This is a genomic window from Streptomyces griseus subsp. griseus (genome assembly GCF_000720255.1).
Lineage (GTDB): Bacteria > Actinomycetota > Actinomycetes > Streptomycetales > Streptomycetaceae > Streptomyces > Streptomyces griseus_I.
Genome location: NZ_JOJE01000011.1, coordinates 172,529 through 197,280, shown reverse-complemented (window position 1 = coordinate 197,280; position 24,752 = coordinate 172,529). Strand labels below are relative to the sequence as shown.

The 24,752-nt window shown below is 68.4% G+C and carries 22 protein-coding genes and 2 tRNA genes; 9 read left to right on the top strand and 15 right to left on the bottom strand.

Features of this window, described 5'->3' with window-relative positions; genetic code table 11:
* The first annotated feature begins 6 nt into the window (after positions 1-6).
* The 4 genes from IG99_RS17310 to IG99_RS17295 all read left to right on the top strand — a co-directional run bounded on the left by IG99_RS17310 (position 7) and on the right by IG99_RS17295 (position 6,271).
* A complete protein-coding gene (locus tag IG99_RS17310; RefSeq protein ID WP_037674928.1) occupies positions 7-1,443 on the top strand; it encodes an FtsW/RodA/SpoVE family cell cycle protein in 1,437 nt (478 codons plus the stop codon).
* Entirely contained in the window at positions 1,440-2,915 is a 1,476-nt protein-coding gene (locus IG99_RS17305; RefSeq protein WP_037674927.1) for a penicillin-binding transpeptidase domain-containing protein, read from the top strand. The genes IG99_RS17310 and IG99_RS17305 overlap by 4 nt, the downstream gene beginning before the upstream one ends.
* Positions 2,916-3,084: 169 nt before the next feature.
* The gene (gene pknB / locus IG99_RS17300; protein ID WP_037674926.1) at positions 3,085-5,070 is read left to right on the top strand and encodes a Stk1 family PASTA domain-containing Ser/Thr kinase; all 1,986 of its coding nucleotides are present in this window, start codon (positions 3,085-3,087) and stop codon (positions 5,068-5,070) included.
* A gap of 382 nt (positions 5,071-5,452) precedes the next feature.
* Positions 5,453-6,271: a restriction endonuclease gene (locus tag IG99_RS17295; RefSeq protein ID WP_234311871.1), complete on the top strand. Its 819-nt coding sequence runs from the start codon at positions 5,453-5,455 to the stop codon at positions 6,269-6,271.
* Between the two features lie 51 nt (positions 6,272-6,322).
* Here IG99_RS17295 and IG99_RS17290 read toward each other — a convergent pair whose 3' ends face one another.
* Genes IG99_RS17290 through IG99_RS17265 form a run of 6 tightly spaced genes read right to left on the bottom strand, consistent with a single transcriptional unit; the run spans position 6,323 to position 10,460 of the window.
* On the bottom strand, positions 6,323-7,069 hold the full coding sequence (locus IG99_RS17290) for a class E sortase (protein WP_037674925.1): 747 nt from the start codon (positions 7,067-7,069) through the stop codon (positions 6,323-6,325).
* 13 nt (positions 7,070-7,082) lie between these two features.
* Entirely contained in the window at positions 7,083-8,213 is a 1,131-nt protein-coding gene (locus IG99_RS45540) for a class E sortase (RefSeq protein WP_078947761.1), read from the bottom strand.
* Positions 8,132-8,770, bottom strand: a complete 639-nt coding sequence (locus tag IG99_RS17280) for an aminodeoxychorismate/anthranilate synthase component II (protein ID WP_037674922.1) — start codon at positions 8,768-8,770, stop codon at positions 8,132-8,134. Before IG99_RS17280 ends, IG99_RS45540 begins: the two co-directional genes overlap by 82 nt.
* Entirely contained in the window at positions 8,767-8,964 is a 198-nt protein-coding gene (locus tag IG99_RS45535; RefSeq protein ID WP_199815547.1) for a hypothetical protein, read from the bottom strand. The genes IG99_RS17280 and IG99_RS45535 overlap by 4 nt, the downstream gene beginning before the upstream one ends.
* A 16-nt stretch (positions 8,965-8,980) precedes the next feature.
* Positions 8,981-9,661 carry a class E sortase gene (locus IG99_RS17270; RefSeq protein ID WP_037674918.1) on the bottom strand — a complete coding sequence of 227 codons (681 nt, stop codon included), beginning with the start codon at positions 9,659-9,661 and terminating at the stop codon, positions 8,981-8,983.
* 19 nt (positions 9,662-9,680) lie between these two features.
* Positions 9,681-10,460: a DUF881 domain-containing protein gene (locus IG99_RS17265; RefSeq protein WP_078947759.1), complete on the bottom strand. Its 780-nt coding sequence runs from the start codon at positions 10,458-10,460 to the stop codon at positions 9,681-9,683.
* Between the two features lie 141 nt (positions 10,461-10,601).
* On the opposite strand from IG99_RS17265, the gene crgA reads away from it, so the two are divergent.
* Positions 10,602-10,856, top strand: a complete 255-nt coding sequence (gene crgA, locus IG99_RS17260) for a cell division protein CrgA (RefSeq protein WP_037674914.1) — start codon at positions 10,602-10,604, stop codon at positions 10,854-10,856.
* Positions 10,857-11,102: 246 nt separating this feature from the next.
* On the opposite strand, the gene IG99_RS17255 is transcribed toward crgA, so the two are convergent.
* Together IG99_RS17255 and IG99_RS17250 are read right to left on the bottom strand one after the other, a co-directional pair.
* The gene (locus tag IG99_RS17255) at positions 11,103-12,011 is read right to left on the bottom strand and encodes a rhomboid family intramembrane serine protease (RefSeq protein ID WP_037674913.1); all 909 of its coding nucleotides are present in this window, start codon (positions 12,009-12,011) and stop codon (positions 11,103-11,105) included.
* Between the two features lie 110 nt (positions 12,012-12,121).
* Entirely contained in the window at positions 12,122-12,655 is a 534-nt protein-coding gene (locus IG99_RS17250) for a peptidylprolyl isomerase (protein WP_037674910.1), read from the bottom strand.
* Between the two features lie 285 nt (positions 12,656-12,940).
* On the opposite strand from IG99_RS17250, the gene IG99_RS17245 reads away from it, so the two are divergent.
* Positions 12,941-13,645 carry a DUF5324 family protein gene (locus IG99_RS17245; protein ID WP_037674909.1) on the top strand — a complete coding sequence of 235 codons (705 nt, stop codon included), beginning with the start codon at positions 12,941-12,943 and terminating at the stop codon, positions 13,643-13,645.
* Between the two features lie 269 nt (positions 13,646-13,914).
* Here the strand turns inward: IG99_RS17245 and IG99_RS17240 are convergent.
* Positions 13,915-13,987, bottom strand: a tRNA-Ala gene (locus IG99_RS17240).
* Between the two features lie 180 nt (positions 13,988-14,167).
* Between IG99_RS17240 and IG99_RS17235 the strand changes: the two genes are divergently transcribed.
* Positions 14,168-14,716 (top strand): helix-turn-helix domain-containing protein, encoded by a 549-nt coding sequence (locus IG99_RS17235; protein ID WP_037674907.1) that lies wholly within the window; start codon positions 14,168-14,170, stop codon positions 14,714-14,716.
* A gap of 156 nt (positions 14,717-14,872) precedes the next feature.
* Positions 14,873-16,318 (top strand): serine/threonine-protein kinase, encoded by a 1,446-nt coding sequence (locus tag IG99_RS17230; protein ID WP_037674906.1) that lies wholly within the window; start codon positions 14,873-14,875, stop codon positions 16,316-16,318.
* Here the strand turns inward: IG99_RS17230 and IG99_RS17225 are convergent.
* Together IG99_RS17225 and IG99_RS50305 are read right to left on the bottom strand one after the other, a co-directional pair.
* Entirely contained in the window at positions 16,282-17,640 is a 1,359-nt protein-coding gene (locus IG99_RS17225; protein ID WP_037674904.1) for a hypothetical protein, read from the bottom strand. The genes IG99_RS17230 and IG99_RS17225 overlap by 37 nt on opposite strands.
* A 122-nt stretch (positions 17,641-17,762) precedes the next feature.
* Positions 17,763-17,891, bottom strand: a complete 129-nt coding sequence (locus IG99_RS50305; protein WP_003999697.1) for a DLW-39 family protein — start codon at positions 17,889-17,891, stop codon at positions 17,763-17,765.
* A 313-nt stretch (positions 17,892-18,204) separates the two neighbouring features.
* Between IG99_RS50305 and IG99_RS17220 the strand changes: the two genes are divergently transcribed.
* Entirely contained in the window at positions 18,205-18,570 is a 366-nt protein-coding gene (locus tag IG99_RS17220; protein WP_037674902.1) for a DUF6344 domain-containing protein, read from the top strand.
* A 167-nt stretch (positions 18,571-18,737) separates the two neighbouring features.
* Here IG99_RS17220 and IG99_RS17215 read toward each other — a convergent pair.
* The 4 genes from IG99_RS17215 to gyrB all read right to left on the bottom strand — a co-directional run bounded on the left by IG99_RS17215 (position 18,738) and on the right by gyrB (position 24,436).
* Positions 18,738-18,814 (bottom strand) — tRNA-Ile (locus IG99_RS17215).
* Positions 18,815-18,925: 111 nt separating this feature from the next.
* A complete protein-coding gene (locus IG99_RS17210) occupies positions 18,926-19,720 on the bottom strand; it encodes a DUF3566 domain-containing protein (protein WP_037674900.1) in 795 nt (264 codons plus the stop codon).
* Positions 19,721-19,738: 18 nt separating this feature from the next.
* Positions 19,739-22,333 (bottom strand): DNA gyrase subunit A, encoded by a 2,595-nt coding sequence (gyrA, locus tag IG99_RS17205; protein WP_037674899.1) that lies wholly within the window; start codon positions 22,331-22,333, stop codon positions 19,739-19,741.
* A 42-nt stretch (positions 22,334-22,375) separates the two neighbouring features.
* The gene (gene gyrB / locus IG99_RS17200) at positions 22,376-24,436 is read right to left on the bottom strand and encodes a DNA topoisomerase (ATP-hydrolyzing) subunit B (RefSeq protein WP_107055952.1); all 2,061 of its coding nucleotides are present in this window, start codon (positions 24,434-24,436) and stop codon (positions 22,376-22,378) included.
* Positions 24,437-24,752 lie beyond the last annotated feature (316 nt).

The following is a 24,752-nucleotide window of genomic DNA, read 5'->3' as shown; positions in this document are numbered from 1 at the left end:
CACACGATGAGCACTACCAACCAGTCGACGCACCACACGTCCACGATCGGCTCGATCGGCACACCGAGCCGGCGCAACACCGAGCTCGCGCTCCTGGTGTTCGCCGTCGCCATCCCGGTGTTCGCCTACGCCAACGTGGGCCTCGCCATCAACGAGGAGGTGCCGTCCGGCCTGCTGAGCTACGGGCTCGGCCTCGGCCTCCTGGCCGGCGTCGCCCATCTCGTCGTACGCAAGTTCGCGCCGTACGCGGACCCGCTGCTGCTGCCACTGGCCACGCTGCTGAACGGGCTCGGTCTCGTCATCATCTGGCGGCTCGACCAGTCCAAGCTGCTGCAGTCCATCCAGCAGGCCGGCACGGCCGCGCCACGGCAGCTGCTGTACACGGCGCTCGGCATCGCCCTGTTCATCGTGGTGCTGATCTTCCTCAAGGACCACCGCGTCCTGCAGCGCTACACCTACATCTCCATGGTCGGCGCGCTCTTCCTGCTGCTGCTCCCGCTGGTACCCGGCCTCGGCCAGAACATCTACGGCGCGAAGATCTGGATCTCCGTCGCCGGCTTCTCCATCCAGCCCGGTGAGTTCGCCAAGATCGTCCTCGCGATCTTCTTCGCCGGCTACCTGATGGTGAAGCGCGACGCGCTCGCCCTGGCCAGCCGCCGTTTCATCGGCCTCTACCTGCCCCGCGGCCGCGACCTCGGCCCGATCCTGGTCGTCTGGTTCATCTCGATCCTGATCCTGGTCTTCGAGACCGACCTCGGCACGTCGCTGCTGTTCTTCGGAATGTTCGTCATCATGCTGTACGTCGCCACCGAGCGGACCAGCTGGATCGTCTTCGGTCTGCTGATGTCCTCGGTCGGCGCCGTCGGCGTGGCCAGCTTCGAACCGCACGTCCAACAGCGCGTCCAGGCCTGGCTCGACCCGATGCATGAGTACCTGCTCTCCCGGCAGGGCGTCGGCGGCCACTCCGAGCAGGCCATGCAGGCCCTGTGGGCGTTCGGCTCCGGCGGCACCCTCGGCACCGGCCTCGGCCAGGGCCACTCCGACCTCATCCGGTTCGCCGCCAACTCCGACTTCATCCTCGCCACCTTCGGCGAGGAGATGGGCCTCGCCGGCATCATGGCGATCCTGCTCATCTACGGGCTGATCGTGGAGCGCGGCGTACGCACCGCCCTCGCCGCCCGCGACCCGTTCGGCAAGCTGCTCGCCATCGGCCTGTCCGGCGCCTTCGCCCTCCAGGTGTTCGTCGTCGCCGGCGGTGTGATGGGCCTCATCCCGCTGACCGGTATGACGATGCCGTTCCTCGCCTACGGCGGTTCCTCCGTGATCGCCAACTGGGCGCTCGTCGGCATCCTCATCAGGATCAGCGACACCGCGCGCCGACCGGCTCCCGCCCCCGCCGCCAACCCCGACGCCGAGATGACCCAGGTGGTCCGCCCGTCATGAACAAGCCACTGCGCCGGATCGCGATCTTCTGCGGCCTCCTGGTCATCACGCTCCTCCTGCGTGACAACTGGCTCCAGTACGTCAAGGCCGACACCCTCGCCACCGACACCGACAACCGCCGCGTGGCCATCGAGCGGTACGCCACCCCGCGCGGCGACATCATCGTCGACGGCAAGGCCATCACCGGGCACACCACGACGTCGGGCAGCGACTTCAAGTACAAGCGCACCTACAAGGACGGCGCCATGTGGGCGCCGGTCACCGGCTACGTCTCCCAGGCCTACGGCGCCACCCAGCTCGAGTACATCGACGACGGCATCCTCACCGGCAACGACGACCGGCTCTTCTTCCGCAACACCCTCGACATGATCACCGGGAAGAAGAAGGAGGGCGGCAACGTCGTCACCACCCTCAACGCCGCAGCGCAGAAGGCCGCCTACGACGGCCTGAAGACGCGCGGCAAGGGTGCCGTGGCCGCCATCGAGCCCTCCACCGGCAAGATCCTCGCGCTGGCCTCCTACCCTTCCTACGACCCGTCCACCATCGCCGGCGGCGGCGCCTCGGACGAGAAGGCGTGGAAGGCCCTCGACAAGAAGAACAACCCCGACGACCCGTCGCTCAACCGGGCGCTGCGCGAGGTCTACCCACCCGGCTCCACCTTCAAGGTCGTCACCGCGGCCGCAGCGCTGGAGAACGGCCTCTACACGAGCGCCGACGAAAAGACCAAGTCGCCGCTGCCGTGGATCATGCCGGGCACCAGGACCCCGCTGAAGAACGAGGGCAACATCCCCTGCGAGAACGCCACCCTGCGCGTCGCCCTGCGGTACTCCTGCAACAGCGTCTTCGGCAAGATCGGCGCCGACCTCGGCAACGACAAGATGCTGGAGGAGGCCAAGAAGTTCGGCTTCGACTCCGAGCACTTCGTCCCGGTCCGCGCCAGCGCCTCGGTCTTCTCCGACGACATGAACGACTCGCAGACCGCGCTGTCCTCGATCGGCCAGTTCAACACCGCGGCGACCCCGCTGCAGATGGCCATGGTCCCCGCGGCCGTCGCCAACGACGGCAAGCTGATGAAGCCGTACATGGTCGACGAACTCCAGGCCCCGAACGTCGACACCCTCGAGAAGACGGACCCGGAGGAGATGAGCCGGCCGCTGTCGGAGGACAACGCGCAGATCCTCCAGTCGATGATGGAGACCGTCGTCAAGGAGGGCACCGGCACCAAGGCGCAGATCGGCGGCGGTGTCACCGTGGGCGGCAAGACCGGTACCGCCCAGCACGGCGTCGACAACAGCGAGAAGCCGTACGCCTGGTTCATCTCCTACGCCAAGCTCAGCGACGGCAGCTCGCCGGTCGCCGTGGCCGTGGTCGTGGAGGACGACAGCGCCGTCCGTGACGACATCTCGGGTGGCGGTCTGGCAGCACCCATCGCGAAGAGCGTGATGGAGGCGGTCATCAACAGCAAGAAGTGACCCCCATCACGTCCCCCTCACATCGGTGCACGTTGCGATACCGGTCCTGTATCGGGTGACGGGCTAGGCCAGGTCACACAGAGCGAGCCGGGTACGGTAGGCCCGGACGGCAGCCTCCGACCGCACACGTGTGCCGGTCGGGACCGACGGAGAGGGCTGGTAGGAAGCTATGGAAGAGCCGCGTCGCCTCGGCGGCCGGTACGAGCTGGGCCCGGTGCTCGGCCGTGGTGGCATGGCGGAGGTTTACCACGCGCATGACACCCGGCTCGGACGCCAGGTGGCGGTGAAGACCCTGCGCGCGGACCTCGCGCGCGACCCGTCCTTCCAGGCCCGGTTCCGCCGGGAGGCCCAGTCGGCCGCCTCGCTCAACCATCCCGCGATCGTCGCGGTGTACGACACGGGCGAGGACTACATCGACAACGTGTCGATCCCGTACATCGTCATGGAGTACGTCGACGGCTCCACCCTCCGTGAGCTTCTCCACAGTGGCCGCAAGCTGCTGCCGGAGCGGTCCATGGAGATGACCATCGGCATCCTCCAGGGCCTGGAGTACGCCCACCGCAACGGCATCGTCCACCGCGACATCAAGCCGGCCAACGTCATGCTGACGCGCAACGGCCAGGTCAAGGTGATGGACTTCGGCATCGCCCGCGCCATGGGCGACTCCGGCATGACGATGACGCAGACGGCGGCCGTCATCGGCACCGCCCAGTACCTCTCCCCGGAGCAGGCCAAGGGCGAGCAGGTCGACGCCAGGTCCGACCTGTATTCGACGGGCTGTCTGCTCTACGAGCTGCTGACCGTCCGCCCGCCGTTCGTCGGCGACTCCCCGGTCGCGGTCGCCTACCAGCACGTACGGGAAGAGCCGCAGTCCCCCAGCGTCTTCGACCCCGAGATCACGCCCGAGATGGACGCGATCGTCCTGAAGGCCCTGGTCAAGGACCCGAACTACCGCTACCAGTCCGCCGACGAGATGCGCGCCGACATCGAGGCCTGCCTCGACGGCCAGCCCGTCGCGGCCACGGCGGCCATGGGCTCGGTGGGCTACGGCGGCTACCCCGACGACCAGCCGACGACGGCCCTGCGCGCCGACGCCGGCGGCGGCGCCACGACCATGCTGCCGCCCATGCCCCCGGACCAGGGCGGCTATGACTACGACGACCGCTCACGGCGCCGCCAGAAGAAGTCCAACACCTCGACGATCCTCCTGGTCGTCGCGGCCGCCCTGGTCCTCGTCGGCGCGATCCTGATCGGCAAGTGGGCCTTCGGCGGCGACGGCGTGGCCAACGACACGGTGCCGGTCCCGAACTTCGTGGGCGAGACGCAGAAGAGCGCACAGAAGCTGGCGACCAACGCCGAACTCACACTCGTACCGACCCAGAAGCCCTGCGAGAACACTCCCAAGGGCAGCGTCTGCGACCAGGACCCGAAGCCCGGCACCGACGTCAAGAAGAACACCTCTGTCAACATCACCGTCTCCACGGGCGCGCCGAAGGTTGCGGTGCCGACGGTGCTCGGCAAGACCGTCGACCAGGCGAAGTCGATCCTGGGGGACGACAAGTACCAGTTCGAGGTGAAGACGAAGACAGAGGTGTCGACGGAGACCCCGGGCACCGTCACCGAACAGGACCCGGATCTCGGCACGGAGGTGGAGAAGGGGACCACGATCACCCTCACCATCGCCAAGGCGGAGGAGAAGGCCACGGTTCCCGACGTCATCGGCCAGGACTGTGAGAAGGCCAAGGCGCAGATGACCCAGAACAACCTGGTCGGCACCTGCACCGACGTGGAGGTCCAGGACCCGAACCAGGTCGGCAAGGTCATCGCGACGACGCCTCAGGCGAACTCGCAGGCCGACAAGGGCTCCTCGGTGAACATCCAGGTCGGCAAGGCCGCCCAGAAGCAGCAGGTGCAGGTCCCGAACATCAACGGCCAGACCCTGGGAGCCGCCAAGCAGCTGCTTCAGCAGGCGGGCCTCCAGGTCGGCAAGATCCAGGGCTCCAACGACGACAACGCCTTCATCTTCGGCTCGAACCCGGGCCAGGGACAGACGGTCGACCAGGGCACCGCGGTGGACCTGTTCACCGCGGGCGGCAACAACAACGGCGGGAACAACAACGGCGGCAACGACGGAGGCGGCGGCCTCTTCGGCTGACCTCGCCCTCCGCGCCTCCATGACGAGAGCCCCGGCACCCTTCGCAGGGTGCCGGGGCTCTCGTCACGAACGCCTGTGCAGCTTTCGACAACGTGTCCTCGCATGCCGGTCCTCGTTGACAGAACGTGATCAACGAATCAGTACTGATGGAGTCCCAAAGCCTGCGAAAAAGCGTGCTCGAACGGACGGACGTCCTCGACAGGGTGAAGGCACTGTCGCTTCTGCCGGACGGGATGCACGTGACGGCGGCGATGGCGGCGACGTACTTCGAAGTCACCGTCGAAGTCGTCCGACAGCTGACCAAGCGTCATCGCGAAGAGCTGGAAAACAACGGCATGGCCGTACTGCGCGGCGCTGACCTGCGGAAATCGAGAGTGACAACATGTCACCCTCGCTCGGAAGTTATCCACAGGCCCGTCGCGGTCTCACCATCTACTCCCGCCGAGCCGTCCTCAACGTCGCCATGCTCCTCAGGGACAGCCAGGTCGCCCGTCAGGTGCGCGTGTACCTCCTGGACATGGAGCACGTGGCCCGCACACAGCCTGTGGACAACTCCGTACGCAGGGACACCGTCGCCCTCGACGACCACATCGACCGACGCATCGCCCACATCCTCGGTCAGAACGTCGTCCCCCTCTTCAACGCCCTCATCGCCGCCTCAGGCGAACACCGCCGCGAGCTCATCTCACTCCGCCAGGACATCGAGAACGTCGAACGCAAGCTGTGCTGGCACCACCGGCGCATCAACAGCCTGGAAGGCGACGCACCGACCGACCAGGTACGGGCCTCCGTCAGCGCCATGACCTGGCAGGCCTTCGAGCGTCACGTCGCCGAGCTGCTGCGCCGCGACGGCTGCACGGAAGTCGTTGTACGGCAGGCCCGCACCGACCGGGGAATCGACATCACCGCACGCACGGCCGACGGACGTACCGTCGCCGTCCAGTGCAAGAACCGCGCCGGGCGCTGGTCCGTCCCCAGCGCCGACATACAGAAGTTCGCCGGCGCCGCACGAGCCGTCAACCGCGTGGACCTCGCCCTGTTCGTCGCCACGTCCAACTTCAGCCTCGAAGCGCAGGCCGTCGCCGACCTGAGCGGCGTCGTCACCGTCAACCGCGACGAACTGGAGGCATGGAGCGCCGGAGCGCGGCTGAAGGCCCTGGGACAGCGCGGCACGCAAAAGGCCCGAAGTCGCAAGATCTAGTTGCGGCTTCGGGCCTCCGCCATGCTAGAGCACTGAGGTCCCTCAAGAACCTCAGTCAGTCAGCTCCTTCGGCGGAGTCCGCTCGCTGTTGACCTTCTGGACCCGCTCCAGCTCGCCCCAGACGATGTAGCGGTACCGGCTCGTGTACACCGGGGTGCAGGTCGTCAACGTGATGTAGTGGCCCGGCTTCTCCTTGCCGGACTCCTCGGGGACCGCGGTGAGGACCTTGACGTTGTACTTCGAGGTCTGGGGGAGGATCGCGAAGACCTTGTAGACGTACCAGTCGTCCTTCGTCTCGAAGACGATCGGGTCGCCCTTCTTCAGCTTGTCGATGTTGTGGAACTTCGCGCCGTGGCCGTCGCGGTGCGCGGCGAGGGCGAAGTTGCCGTCCTTGCCGCTGGTCGGCAGGGTCGCCTTGACGGGCTCCGTGTAGTAGCCGGCGACACCGTCGTTGAGGACGTCGGTCGAGGTGCCCTTCTCCACCAGGACCTCGCTGTTCCCCATCGCGGGCACATGCAGGAAGCCAATGCCGTTCTTGGTGTCCAGCGCGCCGGGACCGGAGTCGTGGGCCCAGGTGTCGCGGACCCTGTCGCCCTGCTTGTCCGCCGCGCGGTCGGCGACGACGTTCGTCCACCACAGGGAGTAGACGACGAACAGGCCGAGGACCAGACCCGCCGTGATGAGGAGTTCACCGAAGACACTGACCGTCATCGCGATCCGGCTGCCACGGCGCCGCGGTGGGGGCGGGGACGCGGACGCGTCGGTGTGCTCTGCGGTGCCGTCGGTGGTCGCTGCCACTGTTCATCTGCCCTTACTCGACGAGCGCATCCGGCTTGCCCTTGCTGCGCGGCCGTTCCTCGACCATCTTGCCCCAGACGATCAACCGGTACTTGCTCGTGAACTCCGGCGTGCACGTCGTCAGAGTGATGTAGCGGCCCGGCCCGGTGAAGCCCGAGCGCGGCGGCACGGGGTCGAGGACACTCGTGTTGCTCGGCGGCGTCACCGGAAGCATCGACGCCATCTTGTACACGAAGTAGTCGTCCTGCGTCTCGACGACGATCGCGTCGCCCGGCTTGAGCTTGTTGATGTACCGGAACGGCTCGCCGTGCGTGTTGCGGTGCCCCGCCAGCCCGAAGTTGCCGGTCTTCGCGTCGGGCATCGCCGTCTTCAGCGGGTCCTCGCCGTAGTGCCCGACCATCCCTTTGTCGAGCACCTTCTTGTTGTTGACGCCCTCCGCGATCGGGACGACCACGTCCAGCTTGGGGATGTGCAGGATGGCGAAGCCCTGCCCCGGCAAGAACGCCCCCGGGTTGCGCTTGCCGTTCGCCCAGTCGTCCTGGAGCTTGTTCGCCTCGCTGCCGGCCTGCGCGTGCGCCCGCACGTTCGTCCACCACAGCTGGTAGGTGACGAACAGCAGCATCAGCACACCGGTCGTGATGAACACCTCACCGATGGCCCGGCTGGCGACCACGGCGGCTCCGGGCTTGCGTGCCTTGGCCTGTCGGCGTGCCTCCACCCGGGACAGGGGCTTCGCGCGCGCGGAGCGGGCAGTACCGGCTTGGTCAGGGTTCTCGCCTTGAGCCGGAGCCTCCGACGCCTCCGAGGAGCCGCCATGCCGCCCACGGCGACGCTTGGCGGCCTTTCTGCGGGCTGCCCGGCCCCCCGGAGTGGTTCCGGTGGCGGAAGAGGCGGACGACGTCTCAGAGACGCTTGTGGACTCGCCACCGACCGTCTGCGTCGGCGGCGGGGGGATCCGCAGCGCCACCGTCTCATCGTCGGGAGGCGGGACGTACGGCGAAGCGCCGTACGGATCGTACGGCGCCCCTCCGTAGGAGTCCTCGCGCTCGGGGCGGAGTGCGGTCACGCCGTGGCCCTGCCCACCACCGGGGCGAGCCCCGCCGACCTCGCCACGGCACCCTGGTCGCCGCACTCCACCAGCCAGTTGGCCAGCATCCGGTGGCCGTGCTCCGTCAGCACCGACTCGGGGTGGAACTGCACGCCCTCGACGGGAAGGTCCCGGTGCCTGAGGCCCATGATGATCCCGTCGTGCGTACGAGCCGTGACCTCAAGCTCCGCCGGGACCGTCGCCGGCTCGGCCGCCAGGGAGTGGTAGCGGGTCGCCGTGAAGGGCGAGGGCAGCCCGGCGAACACACCTCTGCCCTCGTGGTCGACCAGGGAGGTCTTGCCGTGCAGCAGCTCCGGCGCCCGGTCCACCACACCGCCGTACGCCACCTGCATCGACTGCATGCCCAGGCAGACACCGAAGACGGGGACACCGGTGGCGGCACAGTGGCGCACCATCTCGACGCACACCCCCGCCTCCTCGGGCGTGCCGGGACCCGGCGACAGCAGGACACCGTCGAAGCCGTCCTGCGCGTGCGCCGTGGAGACCTCGTCGTTGCGCAGGACCTCGCACTCGGCGCCCAGCTGATACAGGTACTGGACCAGATTGAAGACGAAGCTGTCGTAGTTGTCGACGACGAGAATGCGCGCGCTCACTGGTTGTCCACCGTCACATCGTTGAAGGGCAGCAGCGGTTCGGCCCACGGGAAGACGTACTGAAACAGCACATAGACCACGGCCAGCACGAGCAGCAACGAGATCAGCGCCTTCACCCACGCGCTTCCCGGCAGATGCCGCCAGATCCAGCCGTACATGCCGTCCCTTTCGTCGCACCACGGCACCAGACTCACGCCGTACCGCACCAGACTAACGGCGCAGCGCCTCAGGTTTGCCTGCCTCCACGGGGCGTGTGGAGTCCAGGTGCGCCCAGACGATCAGCCGGTGACTGTGCCCCCATTCCGGATCGCACGTGGTCAGCGTCAGATAGCGGCCAGGACGCGTGTACCCCGACTTACGTGGCACAGGGTCGATCACTTCAATGTCCGAGGGCACTGTTTTGTAGGGCCCTTTGTCGATCCGATACGTGAACCAGGTGACCCCGTCGGTCAGCACCACCGCGTCGCCCCGGCGCAGCCTGGGGAAATCCTTGAAGGGATCGCCGTAGGTGCGCCGGTGACCCGCCACGGAGAAGTTGCCCCGCCCGCCCGGCAGAGCGGTGCTCTTGTAGTGGCCGAGGCCCTTCTTCAGGGTGCCGGTGGAGGTGCCCTCCAGCACCGGCTTGTTCCACGTGAAACCAAGACGCGGGATGTACATGATCGCGAAGGGCTTGCCGCTCTTGACCGCGACCGGTGAGGGGGCCGGGGCACTCGGGGCGGGCGTGGGCCGCACTTCCTGCTGGGCCCACTGGTCCTGGAGGTCGTCGATCTGGTCGGCCATGGCCCGGTCGGCGCGCACACCTGTCCAGAACAGCACGTAGACGACGAGGAGCACGATCAGCGCGCCGACGGTGATGCACAGTTCGCTGAACGTCCTGACGATCACGCGCACCGGCGGCTCCTGATGTGGGCTACTCCACGGGCTTCGCGTAGTGCAGGTCCACTGTGCCGGAGTACCCCGGCAGAGTCACCGTCCCGTCCTCGGTGACTTTCCAGCCGAGGCCGTAGACATTCACGTACACCATGTAGTTCTGGATCGCGGTCGAGTCCGCCAGCGCCTTCTGCATCGCCCCCGGATCCCCGACCGCCGTGATCTTGTACGGCGGTGAGTAGACCCGGCCCTGCAGGATCAGCGTGTTGCCGACGCAGCGCACCGCGCTGGTGGAGATCAGCCGCTGGTCCATGACCTTGATGCCCTTGGCGCCGCTCTTCCACAGGGCGTTCACGACCGCCTGGAGGTCCTGCTGGTGGATGACCAGGTAGTCGGGCTGCGGCTCGGGGTAGCCGGGGAGCTTGGCGGTGGCGTTCGGCGGGGCGTCGTTCAACGTGACGCTTATCGCTTTGCCCGTCAGTTTCTGGGTGCCCGCGTTCTTCTCCAGCTGCGCCAGCTTCTCGTCCTCGGCCTTCGTACTGCCGTCGTCGGCCTCGGCCAGGGAGTCGACGTCCTCACGCAGGGCCGCGTTCGTCTCGTCGAGCTCGCCGTTCTTGTGGCTGCGCTCCTGAATGAGGTCGGAGAGCTTCAGCAAGGACGTGTCCGTGCGGATGTTGGTGCCCTTGGCCGTGTTGAAGCTGGTGAAGAAGATGAGTCCCGCGAGAGCGAAGACGCCCGCCGTGAGCAACCGCACCGGCCGCAGACGTCGACCGCGCGCGGGACTGGATCCCGTCCCGGGGGAGTCGGCAGAATTGCTCAACGTACCCTTATCTCCTTCGGCGCCGCGGAAGCACTACGCTAACGGACGCCCGGGGGAGCACTCAGTGTCCCCTTGTACGCTGCCCCGAGCCCGACCCAGTACCCTGCGCGGCCACGCAGCGCATCGACAGGAGAGACCCTCGTGCCGAAGTCACGTATCCGCAAGAAGGCCGATTACACGCCGCCGCCCGCCAAGCAGGCAGCGGCGATCAAGTTGAACAACCGCGCGTGGGTCGCGCCCGTCATGCTGGCCATGTTCCTGATCGGGCTCGCCTGGATCGTCGTCTTCTATGTGACCGACGGTTCGCTTCCCATCGACAAGTTGGACAACTGGAACATTGTGGTCGGCTTCGGCTTCATCGCGGCGGGATTCGGCGTCTCCACACAGTGGAAGTAGCGGCTCTGCCCACGGCTATCCGCTGAGTTATCCACAGCCCAGGCAGAATTTCCACACCCACCTGGGGAAAAGACGACGATCTGTGGATAACCCATCGGGCGTTGACGCCGGTACGACCAACGCACCAATTGCCGCAAGGTTGTTCGCCCCCTGTCTGACCTGCAGAAACGTAGGCCGGTGACAGGGGGCACAGCTGTTCCCGCACCGTATGCACAAGATCCGGCACACGCTGTGGACAACAGGCGCTCAGGTGAGCTGGGCGGTTCTCAGGAGGGTCATCACCACGACGGCCACCAGCACCAGGGCGCAGGTGCCGTACTGGACGAGGGCCCGCCGCTCGCGCGGGGCGTGGACCATGCCGTAGCCGATGACGACACCGGCCACGAGTCCGCCGATGTGGGCCTGCCAGGCGATGTTGCCCCACCCGAAGGTGAAGATCAGGTTGATCACCAGCAGGGCGATGATCGGCCGCATGTCGTAGCGCAGTCGGCGCATCAGGACCGCGGTGGCGCCGAAGAGGCCGAAGATGGCACCGGAGGCGCCCAGTGAGCCGCTGCTCGGGCTGGCCAGCACATAGGTGAGGGCACTGCCGGCGAGACCCGAGACCAGGTAGAGCGCGAGGTAGCGAACCCGGCCGAGGGCCGCTTCCAGGGGGCCGCCGAGCCACCACAGGCTCAGCATGTTGAAGGCGATGTGCCAGATGGCCTCGTGCGCGAACATCGAGGTGAAGAGCAGGTACCACTGGCCCTCGGCGACGCCCTCCGTGGGCGTGAAGGGCGCCGGCGGCCACTGCCCGACCAGGACCAGTTCGTCCAGGAACGACGGTCGGATCTGGCCGACGAGGAAGACCGCGAGGTTGATCCCTATGAGGATCTTGGTCAGCAGCCGGGGGTCGGCCGCGATGGTGCCGCCCGCCAGGGTGCGCGGCCGGGAGGCCTCGGGCGCGTGTCCGGTGCCGGAGCCGCCACGGACGCAGTCGGGGCACTGGAAGCCCACGGAGGCGCTGACCATGCATTCGGGGCAGATCGGGCGCTCGCAGCGGGTGCAGCGGATGCCGGTCTCGCGCCCTGGGTGGCGGTAGCAGACGGGCACGCTCCGGGCAGGCTGGGACTCCTGGTCGTCCGGCCCCTTCGGACTGCCTGGCGCCTGGTCCATGAGATCCCCTAAGTCGTCGTACGCACGGCTTTTGCCCCGCTCATCCTTACGGACGAGCGGGGCATATGGTTCCCGCTGTGGCGCCCGGGCTCGTTCGGGCGGGCCGGGGCTCAGCCCTGGCGGGTCTCCACGACGACCGACTCGATGACCACGTCGTTGAGCGGGCGGTCGGTGCGCGGGTTGGTCTGCGTCGTCGCGATGGAGTCGATGACCTTCTGGCTGGCCGCGTCGGTGACCTCGCCGAAGATGGTGTGCTTGCGGTTCAGCCAGGCCGTCGGGGAGACGGTGAGGAAGAACTGCGAGCCGTTGGTGCCCGGGCCGGCGTTGGCCATGGCCAGCAGGTACGGCTTGTCGAAGCGCAGGTCCGGGTGGAACTCGTCCTCGAACTGGTACCCGGGGCCGCCGGTGCCGTTGCCCAGCGGGTCACCACCCTGGATCATGAATCCGCTGATCACCCGGTGGAAGACCGTGCCGTCGTACAGCTTGGCCGAGGACTTCTCACCGGTCGCCGGGTTGGTCCACTCACGCTCCCCCTGGGCGAGGTCGACGAAGTTCTTGACCGTCTTGGGGGTGTGGTCCGGAAAGAGCCGGACCTCGATGTCGCCGTGGTTGGTCTTCAGGGTGGCGTAGAGCTGCTCGGCCACGATCTGCCTTCCGTTGTCTTCCTGTGACCCCCTGATCCTCGCACGGTCCAGGCCCCACGTCGCCCGGCGAGCCCCCCGGAGAGGGGATATGCGGGAGCGAGTGGCGCCGGGCTGCGGGCGCGGGCGGAGGATCCGTGGCATTGTCGACGGGAAGCTCGCGTTGACCCTTATTGGACGCCCATGACCCGGATGCCCGTCCTCACATGCCCCACCGCTCGTTGACAGGCATGATCCGTAAAAGGGTGGAAAGTCGAAATACCGTACGCCACCGAGGAGGAGGAACCCGTGACCCGCATCGAAAGCGTGCGCGCCGCGACCGGCTCGGCGAAGGACAGCGTGCTGCACGCCGCGGAAGTGGTGGCGCCCTACGCCGACACGGCCAAGGACAGGGCCGCTCACTACACCCACGAGGCACGCGTACGGCTCGCGCCCAAGGTGTCGCAGGCCGCCGGCCAGGCTCGCGTCCAGTACGGCGCTCATGTCGCGCCGCGTCTGGAGCAGGCCCGCTCGCATGTGCCGCCGAAGGTCGACCAGGCCGCCCACGACGCTGCCGCTCGCACCCGTAAGGCTGCCCGGCAGGCCGCCGAGTACTCGAGGCCGAGGATCGAGCAGGCAGTGGTCCTGGCCGTGCCCGTCGCGGACGAGGCCGCGACGCGCGGTGCCGCGGCGCTGGCCGCACTGCGCGGCCACGTGACGGCCAAGGAGATCGAGAAGTTGGCCCGCAAGCACCAGCGGCGGGCGCGGGCGGGCCGGGCGGCGAAGATGCTGGCCGTCCTGGGCGTGCTCACCGGTGGTGCCTTCGCCGCCTGGAAGTGGTGGGACAAGCAGGCCAACCCCGACTGGCTGGTCGAGCCGCCGGCCGCCACTGAGGTGCCCGAGGCCGGCGGGCTGACCTCCGTGGACGGCAGCGGCAACCCGTCCGTGCTCGACCCCGAGGTCCAGGCGAAGCAGGCCGAGGACGAAGCGGCGGACCGCGACGACCGCGACTGACGCAGGAGCGCCACACAGCGCCGTGGGGCGGGAGAACCTCGTGTCTCCCGCCCCACGGCGCTGTTTCGTTTGCATCAGGCCAGGTGGGAGGCGTGGGGAGCGCGACCACGCCCTTGCCACCTGCGTGACAGATCTCCCCGTAGCACCGTTTGCGCCAGTTTGCGCAAAGGGGGGCGCCATCCTGTCGACTCCTCCGGGTGACACACGTCACCCGGCACGGACGAAAGACCGGCCGGGCGCCGTGAGGCGCATCCGACCGGTCCGAGGAGTGGAGCCTAGGGGAGTCGAACCCCTGACATCTGCCATGCAAAGACAGCGCTCTACCAACTGAGCTAAGGCCCCGAAAGGAACGCCTCGCCGGAGGTTCCCCATACCGGTGGGCGTCGCAGACCAGAATACCGGGTCGCCCCCCGTATCTCGCAAAAAGATTGGGGGTCCCGGCAGACGGCCACTCTCCGTAAGATGCTCGACGTGGTTCGCTACAGCGAACCGCGGTATTTGGGGAAGCGATGGGGAGACGCAATGGATGCCGCACAGCAGGAAGCCACCGCAAGAGCGCGGGAACTGCAGCGGAACTGGTACGGGGAGCCGCTGGGGGCGCTCTTCCGTAAGCTCATCGACGATCTTGGTCTCAACCAGGCTCGTCTCGCGGGGGTACTGGGACTGTCCGCACCGATGTTGTCCCAGCTGATGAGCGGTCAGCGGGCCAAGATCGGCAATCCTGCCGTGGTGCAGCGGGTGCAGCTGCTTCAGGAGTTGGCCGGACAGGTCGCGGACGGCAGCGTGAGCGCCGCCGAGGCGACCGATCGCATGGACGAGATCAAGAGGTCGCAGGGGGGATCGGTGCTCAGCAACACCACGCAGACGACGAACAGTTCGGGGGCGCCCACGGTCAAGCGGGTGGTCCGCGAGATCCAGTCGCTGCTGCGCTCGGTGGCCGCCGCGGGCGACATCATCGACGCCGCGGACACCCTCGCCCCGAGCCATCCGGAGCTGGCGGAGTTCCTCAAGGTGTACGGCGCCGGCCGCACGTCCGACGCCGTGGCGCACTACCAGTCCCACCAGTCCTGAGCCCGCCGCCCGGTCACCGAAGGGGGTTCGGCGACTGGGCGCGGACGGGGGAGTGGGAGCAGGGGGGCGAGGCGTCCAAGGGGCTGGAGGGGTCGTGGCCCTCTCCGTGGGGGAGGGAACTGGGGGAAGCCCGAGGGGGAGGAGCAGCGCGCAGCCATGGGTGAGGTGTTCGCCGGCCGGTACGAACTGGCCGATCCGATCGGGCGCGGCGGGGTCGGCGCCGTCTGGCGCGCCTGGGACCACCGGCGCCGCCGTTATGTCGCCGCCAAGGTCCTCCAGCAGCGCGACGCCCACTCGTTGCTGCGCTTCGTCCGCGAGCAGGCGCTGCGCATCGACCACCCCCATGTGCTCGCGCCCGCCAGCTGGGCCGCGGACGACGACAAGGTCCTGTTCACCATGGATCTGGTCGGCGGCGGCTCGCTGGTCCACCTGGTGGGTGACTACGGCCCGTTGCCGGCGGGGTTCGTCTGCACGCTGCTCGACCAGTTGCTCTCCGGGCTCGCCGCGGTGCACGAGGAAGGCGTCGTGCACCGGGACATCAAGCCCGCCAACGTGCTCCTCGAAGCCACCGGCAACGGTCGGCCGCGGCTGCGGCTGTCCGACTTCGGCATCGCGATGCGGCTGGGCGAGCCGCGGCTGACGGAGACCAACCTCGTGGTGGGGACGCCCGGTTATCTCGCCCCCGAGCAGATGTTGGGTGCCGAACCTGACTTCCCCGCCGACCTGTTCGCCGTCGGCCTCGTCGCGCTGTACCTGCTGGAGGGCGCCAAGCCGGATGCCAAGGCGCTCGTCCAGTACTTCGCCGAGCAGGGGACTCCCGCCGCCCCCAAAGGCATTCCGGAGGCGCTGTGGCAGGTCGTGGCCTCGCTGCTGCAACCCGACCCCCAGGCACGCTTCCGCACGGCCACGGGGGCCCGCAAGGCGCTCGCCGCCGCTGTGCAGCTGTTGCCCGAGCCCGGTCCCGACGACGAGCAGATCGAGATCTTCGACCAACTCGGCCCGCTGCCCCCCGGCTTCGGCCCCGACGGCCCGCTCGGGCGGGCGCCGGGCGTGGACGGCAGAGGGGGGACGCCGTCCGGGCAACCGCCCGGGCAACCGGCCGGGGACACCACGGGCTCCCGGCGCACCTCCGGCGTCGTACTCGACGATCCGCGGCGGAGCACGGAGTCACCGCTCGACGGGGAAGGCGGCGCGCCCTCGCCGGTCGGGCCACCGCAGCCGTCCGCGCCGTCGTCCTCTCTCTCCATGTCGGACACCGGCAGCTTCCACCTGCCGCTTCCGCGGCCCACCGCCTCCTCCCCCGGGCCCGCAGCCTCGTCCCCGCCCGCGGCCCACGTGGTGTCCGCACCGCCCGCCCACCACGGCCTCCCCGACGTCCTGCCCCAGGACACCACCTACGCGCTGCCCGCACGCCCCCACGAGACCGCCACCGCGTCGTACACGGCCCAGAGCCCGCGGACCCCGCAAGCCGCCCTGCGCGCCCCGGACACGGCCCGGCACCGCGCCAGGCGCCCCGGGCCGCCCGCCCGGGTCGCGGTCCCGCTGCTGCTGCTCGCGCTGGTCTGCTACGGCGTCGGGTTCTGGGCGCTGACGCGCGTCTGAGCGGAGGTTCTCCGCCGGGCCGTCGCCGTCCAGACCGCGAGGAGGACCAGCAGCGCGGTGCCGGTGCCGATGCCTCCCGCGGCGAGCGCCCTCATCGCGGTGTCGTTCCCGGCGGTGCCGCCCTCGGCTGCCGCCAGGCGCTCCTGTGCCGTGACCTCGAAGGCGTCCCGGGGCACGGGCTGCCCGGCGTAGTCGGGGCCGGACGCCCGCGCTCCGCCCAGCCGCACTCGCAGGGTCAGGCCGAACGGCCCGTCGCCGAAGCGGTCGGCGACCTGCGCGGCCAGGTGTACGACGAGGTAGTAGGAGCCGGCGAACCGCATCCCGCCGACCTGGTCGCCGACGGCGTGGCGGTTGGCGTAGGTGACCGGCGGCACGGGTGCCAGCGAGGCCGACTTCTGCCGTCCGTCGTAGCCGACGCCGACGTCCTCGACGTGGGCGCGCACCGGGTTGTACAGGGACATCTCCAGGGCGGCGACCGCGTAGCCGTTCCCCTCGCGCGTGCTGCCCAGTTCGGCGGTGGCGTGGAGCTGTCGGCCCCAGTCGACCGGCACCGCGTAGAACAGGGTCTGTCCGGGTTGGATGTCGCCCTGCCAGACGCCCTGGCCCACGGGTGTCGCGGAGGCGAAGCCGGCTCCGCCCGGGCGTTTCACGGGCTCTCCGCTGAGGGGCGCGGGCGGGGCGGAGTCCCAGGCCTCGGGCGCGTCGGTCCGCCCTGCCTGCCGCAGCGGCGGCTCGGAGACGGGGAGGAGCTCCAGATCCCAGTCCTCCGAAGAGGCTCCCGGACTGTCGAGCCGTTCCACGACCACGTAGTACGTGCCCGCCCCCTGGCACAGGCTCTTGTCCGGCGCCACCTCACGCGCGCCCCAGGCCGCGATGGGGTGCGGGCTGCGGGCGGCTCCGAGGCTCTGGCTCTCGATGGAGCAGGTGTGGCTGTCGGCGTCCTGCACGGTGACCTTGAGCCCGTCGGTGGCGGCGACCGTGGTGCCGGGGCGGGGAACGGCGGTGGCGGAGACGTACGCGTTCGAGGTGGCGTCGAGTTCGAGGCGGTAGTAGATCTTCCCGCTGCCCGGGAGGGTGCTCCGGTACGTGCTGCCGGGCTCCAGGTGCTCGGCGTCGGTGGTGCTCGTGGCGGCCCTGACGGTCCGGGCGTCGTCGGCGAAGGCGTAGGAACCCGCGGTCGGCAGCCCGGCGGCCTGGGCACCGGGCGCGGGGAGTGCGGCGGTCGCGCAGAGTACCGCGCCGGCGATGATCGCGCGACAGAGCGCGAGTCGCTGCCCGCGCTCCCCTTCCGTGCGCCCCCACGCCGTCCTACGCCGCCCCATCGCACGCCCCCTCTGTCCCTCCGGAGGCCCATCCTGCCCGGCCGGGCCGTGCGGCACCCCCGGGACGCGCAAAACCCCGACCGCGAGGCGGTCGGGGTCTGTTCAGATTCCGGTGTCGGGACTCACGAACCCGTGGGCACGGAGTCAGTCGCCTCCGTCCACAGGTCCTGCTCGGCGCGATCCGCCTGGATCTGGCGGTACACGAGGAGCCCGCCGATGGCGGCCAGTGCGACCAGGAGCAGCTTCTTCACCGCGCGACCTCGTCTTTCCTTGACGTAGGGGACCTCTGGCGCCCGACTATACACACCGATCGATATCGATCGGTGACCTACGTCGGCCGTCAACTACCGCCCGGTACTGCTCAGTAGAAGCGGACGATCGTTTTCCGGCCGGGGACCAGGCTCTCCCTTTTCTCTTCTTTTCTTACTTTTTCTCCCCTCTGCGCCCATCCGGGTGGTGTTCATCCGAAGATCGACGCGCCACGGGCGTAGGTCCACCACTTCACGCCCCCCATACACATCATGAGGAAAGTACGCAAATCGCCCAACCCGAAAGTGAGGGGCCATGGCCCAGAACCAGGTCATGAAGCTGTGGACCGCCATCGTCACCGCCTTCATCGCGCTGTGCACGACGCTCGGACTCGTCACGACCGCCGCCGCGGCCGTACAGGAGACCGGGACCGCACGCAACAGCAGCGACGACAGCACCGCGCAGCTGCCACCACCGGCGATGACGCCCTGGTCCTGGGCCCATACCCGGGCCCTGCCCCCCACGATGAAACAGCGGATCCGTGCCGAGGCCCACGGCAAGTCCCCCAGCTGCCGTCACCGCCTGCTCGCCGACACGGAAGCGGAGGCGGCCCCCGCGGTCCCACAGCCCGCCTGCGAGCCCGACACCCAGGCCAAGCCCGCCATCCCCCTCCAACGCTGACAGTCCCGTCCCACCAGGACGACCGACCGGCGAGATTGCGTACCGTACGAAGAGGCCCGGCCGCTCCCCCAGGAGCAGCCGGGCCTCCGCCGTTCCCGGACACCGCGAACGCGGCAGACATGCAAACGCCGAAGACCCCCGTCCATCCGGACCGGGGGTCTTCGTGCTGGTGGGGCTAACAGGATTTGAACCTGTGGCCTCATCCTTATCAGGGATGCGCTCTAACCAACTGAGCTATAGCCCCGCCGCGCTCTGCGGTGTGTGTCCCGCGCGCTGACTCCTGAAGATTAGCGCACGACGTGGGCAGTCCCAAAATCCGTTGTCGGGGGACCGTCAGAGCACGGGGAAACGACCTTTACTCGTCCTCGGCGAGCGTCAGCTCGACACCGCCGACGAAGCCGGCGGAGAGGTTGTAGATGAACGCGCCGAGGGTCGCGAGGGCCGTCGCGAGGACGACGTCGATGACCGCGATGATCGACGTGAACATCAGCACATGGGGGAGGGAGAGGAACGACTGCAGGTCAAAGCCGTTCGACTCGTTGGAGCCGGTGGCCTCCTGGATCGTGCCGCCCACGCTGGAGAAGACGCCCATCGCGTTCATGACCATCCACAGCACCGCCGCCGCCACGATCGTGCAGATGCCCAGCGCGATGGAGAGCAGGAAGCTGACCTTCATCACGGACCAGGGGTCGGCCTTGGCCACCCGCAGACGCGCCTTGCGGACGCGGGGCGTGGTGCCGGCCCCCGTGCGGGGCCGGCGCGTGGACGGCGCCTGTGCCTGATACGCCTGCGGCGGGTGGTACGGCCCCGCGGCCTGCTGCTGCGGCCGCTCCCCCGGAAGCGGTGAGGTGGGCGCGGCGGCCGGCTGCGGGGCCGCGGGCCGGCCCGACGGGTGCGCCTGCGCAGCGGCCGCCTGGCCGACACCGGAGTCCTTCTGCTGGGACCTCGGGCCTCGGGAGTCCTTCATGGCCCCGCCCTGGGACCCCTGGGCGTCAGGCGACTGCGAGTCGGCCGTGGGTGCCTTGATCGCCTTCAGCTGGGTCGTGTGCGTATCCGTCGCACGCGCGGCGGAGCCACGGCCGCCGCCGTCCGTTTCCGTACCGTTGGAGGTACCGGAACCGGTCGACCCGGCGCCCGTGGCTCCGCTCACGATGACTCACTCCTCGTGCTACTCGGCCGAGGGCGCCTCACCCTCGTCCGTGCCGGTCGGCGCGACACCGTCGGCGGTCTCGTCGACGACCACATCGCCGTCGACCTCCTCCGCCTCGCGTCCCGCCTCGGCGTTACGGGCGATGCCGACCACGGCATCGCGCTTGCCCAGGTTGATCAGTTGGACGCCCATGGTGTCACGGCCCGTCTCCCTGATCTCGTTGACTCGCGTACGAATCACACCGCCCGACAGCGTGATGGCGAGGATCTCATCGGTCTCCTCGACCACCAGCGCGCCGACGAGCGAGCCCCGGTCCTCCACGATCTTGGCGGCCTTGATACCGAGGCCACCGCGACCCTGAACGCGGTACTCGTCGACGGCAGTCCGCTTCGCGTACCCACCGTCTGTGGCAGTGAACACGAACGTACCGGGTCGAACAACATTCATCGAGAGCAGTTCGTCTCCCTCACGGAAACTCATGCCCTTGACACCGGAGGTGGCACGGCCCATGGGCCGCAGCGACTCATCCGTGGCGGTGAACCGGATCGACTGCGCCTTCTTGCTGATCAGAAGCAAGTCGTCGTCCGCCGAGACCAGTTCGGCTCCGATCAGTTCGTCGTCGGAACCGTCCTCCCGCTCACGGAGGTTGATCGCGATGACACCTCCGGAACGGGGGGAATCGTAATCCTTCAGAGGCGTCTTCTTGACCAAACCGGCCTTGGTCGCCAGGACCAGGTAGTCGACAGCCTCGTAGTCGCGGATCGCGAGGATCTCCGCGATCGCCTCGTCCGGCTGGAAGGCCAGCAGGTTGGCGACGTGCTGTCCACGCGCGTCACGGCCGGCGTCGGGGAGCTCGTACGCCTTCGCGCGGTACACGCGGCCCTTGTTGGTGAAGAACAGCAGCCAGTGGTGCGTGGTGGAGACGAAGAAGTGGTCGACGATGTCGTCTTCCTTCAGCTTCGTGCCGCGCACGCCCTTGCCGCCGCGCTTCTGGGCGCGGTAGTCGACCGTCTTGGTGCGCTTGACGTAGCCGCCGCGCGAGACGGTGACGACGATGTCCTCCTCGGCGATCAGGTCCTCGATGGACATGTCACCGTCGTAGGGCACCAGCATGGTCTTGCGGTCGTCGCCGAACTTCTCGACGATCGCGGCCAGTTCCGCGCTGACGATGCCGCGCTGACGGACCGGCGAGGCGAGGATCGCGTTGTACTCGGTGATCTTCGCCTGGAGTTCGTCGTGCTCCTGGACGATCTTCTGGCGCTCCAGGGCGGCCAGTCGCCGCAGCTGCATCTCGAGGATCGCGTTGGCCTGGATCTCGTCGATCTCCAGGAGCTCCATCAGGCCCCCGCGCGCGATGTCGACGGTGTCGCTGCGCCGGATCAGCGCGATGACCTCGTCGATGGCGTCCAGGGCCTTGAGGAGGCCGCGCAGGATGTGCGCCCGCTCCTCGGCCTTGCGCAGCCGGAAGCGCGTACGGCGGACGACGACCTCGATCTGGTGCGTCACCCAGTGGCGGATGAACGCGTCGAGCGAGAGCGTGCGCGGGACGCCGTCGACGAGCGCCAGCATGTTGGCGCCGAAGTTCGTCTGCAGGTCCGTGTGCTTGTACAGGTTGTTCAGGACGACCTTGGCGACCGCGTCGCGCTTGAGCACGATGACCAGGCGCTGACCCGTGCGGGACGACGACTCGTCGCGGACGTCCGCGATGCCGCCGATCTTGCCGTCCTTGACCAGGTCTGCGATCTTCTGCGCGAGGTTGTCCGGATTGGTCTGGTAAGGGAGTTGGGTCACCACCAGGCACTGGCGGTTCTGGATCTCCTCGACCTCGACGACCGCGCGCATGGTGATCGAGCCGCGGCCGGTGCGGTAGGCCTCCTCGATGCCCTTGCGGCCGACGACGAGCGCGCCGGTCGGGAAGTCGGGGCCCTTGATGCGCTCCATGAGCGCGTCCAGCAGCTCCTCGTGCGAGACATCGGGGTTCTCCAGGTACCACTGGGCGCCGGCCGCCACTTCCCGCAGGTTGTGCGGCGGGATGTTGGTCGCCATGCCGACCGCGATACCGGCCGAGCCGTTGATCAGCAGGTTCGGGAAGCGGGCCGGCAGGACGGTCGGCTCCTGGGAGCGGCCGTCGTAGTTGTCCGTGAAGTCGACGGTCTCCTCGTCGATGTCGCGGACCATCTCCATCGACAGCGGCGCCATCTTGCACTCGGTGTAGCGCATGGCCGCGGCCGGGTCGTTGCCCGGGGAGCCGAAGTTGCCGTTGGAGTCGACCAGCGGCATCCGCATAGACCACGGCTGTGCGAGGCGGACCAGGGCGTCGTAGATCGAACTGTCGCCGTGGGGGTGGTAGTTGCCCATGACGTCGCCGACCACGCGCGCGCACTTGTAGAAGCCGCGCTCGGGGCGGTAGCCGCCGTCGTACATGGCGTACAGGACACGGCGGTGGACGGGCTTGAGACCGTCCCGGACGTCGGGCAGCGCGCGGGACACGATGACGGACATCGCGTAGTCCAGGTACGAGCGCTGCATCTCCGTCTCGAGCCCGACGGGCTCGACACGCATCGCGACTTCGCCGCCCTCTTCCGGGGTGACGGGAGTGTTCTCGTCGGCCATTGCTGGTGAAGATCCTTCCTGGTGCGGTCAGCTGAGACCGACTCAGATGTCGAGGAAGCGGACGTCCTTGGCGTTGCGCTGGATGAACTGGCGGCGGGCCTCGACGTCCTCACCCATGAGGACCGAGAACAGGTCGTCGGCCTGGGCGGCGTCGTCGAGGGTGACCTGACCGAGGACCCGGTGCTCCTGGTCCATCGTGGTCACGCGCAGTTCCTCGGCGTTCATCTCACCGAGACCCTTGAAGCGCTGGATCGAGTCCTCACGGATGCGCTTGCCACGCTGGCGGCCCATCTCGATCAACGCGTCGCGTTCGCGGTCCGAGTACGCGTACTCGATGTCGTCCCGGCCCCACTTGATCTTGTACAGCGGCGGACGGGAGAGGTACACGTGCCCGGCCTCGACCAGCGGCCGCATGAAGCGGAACAGGAAGGTGAGCAGCAGGGTGCTGATGTGCTGACCGTCGACGTCGGCGTCCGCCATCAGGATGATCTTGTGATAGCGGAGCTTCTCGATGTCGAAGTCCTCGTGCACACCCGTGCCGAAGGCGGAGATCAGGGCCTGGATCTCCTGGTTCTGCAGGATCTTGTCGATCCTGGCCTTCTCGACGTTCAGGATCTTGCCGCGGATCGGGAGGATCGCCTGGTACTCCGGGTTGCGGCCGGACTTGGCCGAGCCGCCGGCGGAGTCACCCTCGACGATGAAGATCTCGCACTTGATGGGGTCGTTGGACTGGCAGTCGGAGAGCTTGCCCGGCAGGGAGGCCGACTCGAGCAGGCCCTTGCGACGTGTGAGGTCACGCGCCTTGCGGGCCGCCACGCGCGCGGTGGCCGCCTGGATGCCCTTGCGGACGATGTCCGCCGCCTCGACCGGGTTGCGGTCCAGCCAGTCGTTGAGGTGCTCGTAGACCGCCTTCTGGACGAAGGTCTTGGCCTCCGTGTTGCCCAGCTTGGTCTTGGTCTGGCCCTCGAACTGGGGCTCGCTCAGCTTGACCGAGATGATCGCGGTCAGACCCTCTCGGATGTCGTCACCCGTGAGGTTGTCGTCCTTGTCCCGCAGGAGCTTCTTGTCGCGCGCGTACTTGTTGATCAGGTTCGTCAGCGCCGCGCGGAAGCCCTCTTCGTGCGTACCGCCCTCGTGCGTGTGGATGATGTTGGCGAACGAGTAGACACCCTCGGTGTAGCCGCCGTTCCACTGCATCGCGACCTCGAGGGACAGGCTCCGGTCCTTGTCCTCGGCCTCCAGGTCGATGACGGAGGGGTGGACCGCCTCTCCCTTGCGGGAGTTGAGGTACTTCACGAAGTCGACGATGCCGCCCTCGTAGTGGTACGTGACGGTCTTGACCTCGTCCTTCGCGTCCGCACCGGCCTCGTCGGCACCGGTCACGGCCTTCGCCGACTCGCGCTCGTCGGTGAGTTTGATCGTCAAACCCTTGTTGAGGAACGCCATCTCCTGGAAACGCCGCGAGAGCGTCTCGAAGGAGTAGTCGGTGGTCTCGAAGATGTCGCCGTCGGCCCAGAAGGTGACCGACGTGCCGGTCTTCTCGATGGCCTCGTGCTTGGCGAGCGGGGCGGTCGGGACGCCCATCTTGTAGTCCTGCGTCCAGCGGTGGCCGTCGGTCCTGACCTCGACCGAGACCTTGCTGGACAGGGCGTTCACGACCGAGACGCCGACGCCGTGCAGACCACCGGAGACCGCGTAGCCGCCGCCGCCGAACTTGCCGCCCGCGTGCAGCACGGTCAGCACGACCTCGACGGCCGGCTTGCCCTCGGACGGGACGATGCCCACCGGGATGCCACGGCCGTTGTCGACGACGCGAACGCCGCCGTCGGCGAGGATCGTCACGTCGATCGTGTCCGCGTGCCCGGCCAGGGCCTCGTCGACGGAGTTGTCGACGACCTCGTAGACGAGGTGGTGCAGGCCGCGCTCACCGGTGGAACCGATGTACATACCGGGTCGCTTGCGGACCGCGTCCAGACCCTCGAGGACGGTGATGGCGCTGGCGTCGTAGGAGGCGGTGACCTCGCTGTGCGACGGGGTCACCGCGCCGTTGGCGCCGGCGTCGGTGGACGGGATGTTCTCGTTGGGGTTGCCGGAATCGGCCACGAAGCGCCCTTTCTGGCACAGCACGAGCCGGGCTCGTCGGCGGGTTGCCGGAGCGGCTGCGGCATGTTGCGTTGGTAAGCCTTGATCAGCGTTGCTCAGCTTGTCCCGGACGGTCCCCACGGTGGGGGCGGGATTGTCTTCCAGTCTACCGGTAGCGCCGACAGTGATGGGGGTTTGCCGGTACCTGAGTCCTGATGTGCCGCCCTCAACCGGTCTCGGACGGGTCCCGATATGTGGAAGGGGGCTCCAAGAGGCTCACAGCGGCACTCAGCGCTTCCGGGTGTCAACCCGTTGCTACCCCCGGGTCAGGTCGCTG

Excerpts from the sequence above, each read along its gene's own strand:
- IG99_RS17295 (WP_234311871.1), top strand. The coding sequence starts at position 5,453 with ATGTCACCCTCGCTCGGAAGTTATCCACAGGCCCGTCGCGGTCTCACC.
- IG99_RS17230 (WP_037674906.1), top strand. The coding sequence starts at position 14,873 with ATGGGTGAGGTGTTCGCCGGCCGGTACGAACTGGCCGATCCGATCGGG.
- IG99_RS17235 (WP_037674907.1), top strand. The coding sequence starts at position 14,168 with ATGGATGCCGCACAGCAGGAAGCCACCGCAAGAGCGCGGGAACTGCAG.
- IG99_RS17220 (WP_037674902.1), top strand. The coding sequence starts at position 18,205 with ATGGCCCAGAACCAGGTCATGAAGCTGTGGACCGCCATCGTCACCGCC.
- gyrA (WP_037674899.1), bottom strand. The coding sequence starts at position 22,333 with ATGGCCGACGAGAACACTCCCGTCACCCCGGAAGAGGGCGGCGAAGTC.
- IG99_RS17225 (WP_037674904.1), bottom strand. The coding sequence starts at position 17,640 with ATGGGGCGGCGTAGGACGGCGTGGGGGCGCACGGAAGGGGAGCGCGGG.
- pknB (WP_037674926.1), top strand. The coding sequence starts at position 3,085 with ATGGAAGAGCCGCGTCGCCTCGGCGGCCGGTACGAGCTGGGCCCGGTG.
- IG99_RS17310 (WP_037674928.1), top strand. The coding sequence starts at position 7 with ATGAGCACTACCAACCAGTCGACGCACCACACGTCCACGATCGGCTCG.
- IG99_RS17255 (WP_037674913.1), bottom strand. The coding sequence starts at position 12,011 with ATGGACCAGGCGCCAGGCAGTCCGAAGGGGCCGGACGACCAGGAGTCC.
- IG99_RS17305 (WP_037674927.1), top strand. The coding sequence starts at position 1,440 with ATGAACAAGCCACTGCGCCGGATCGCGATCTTCTGCGGCCTCCTGGTC.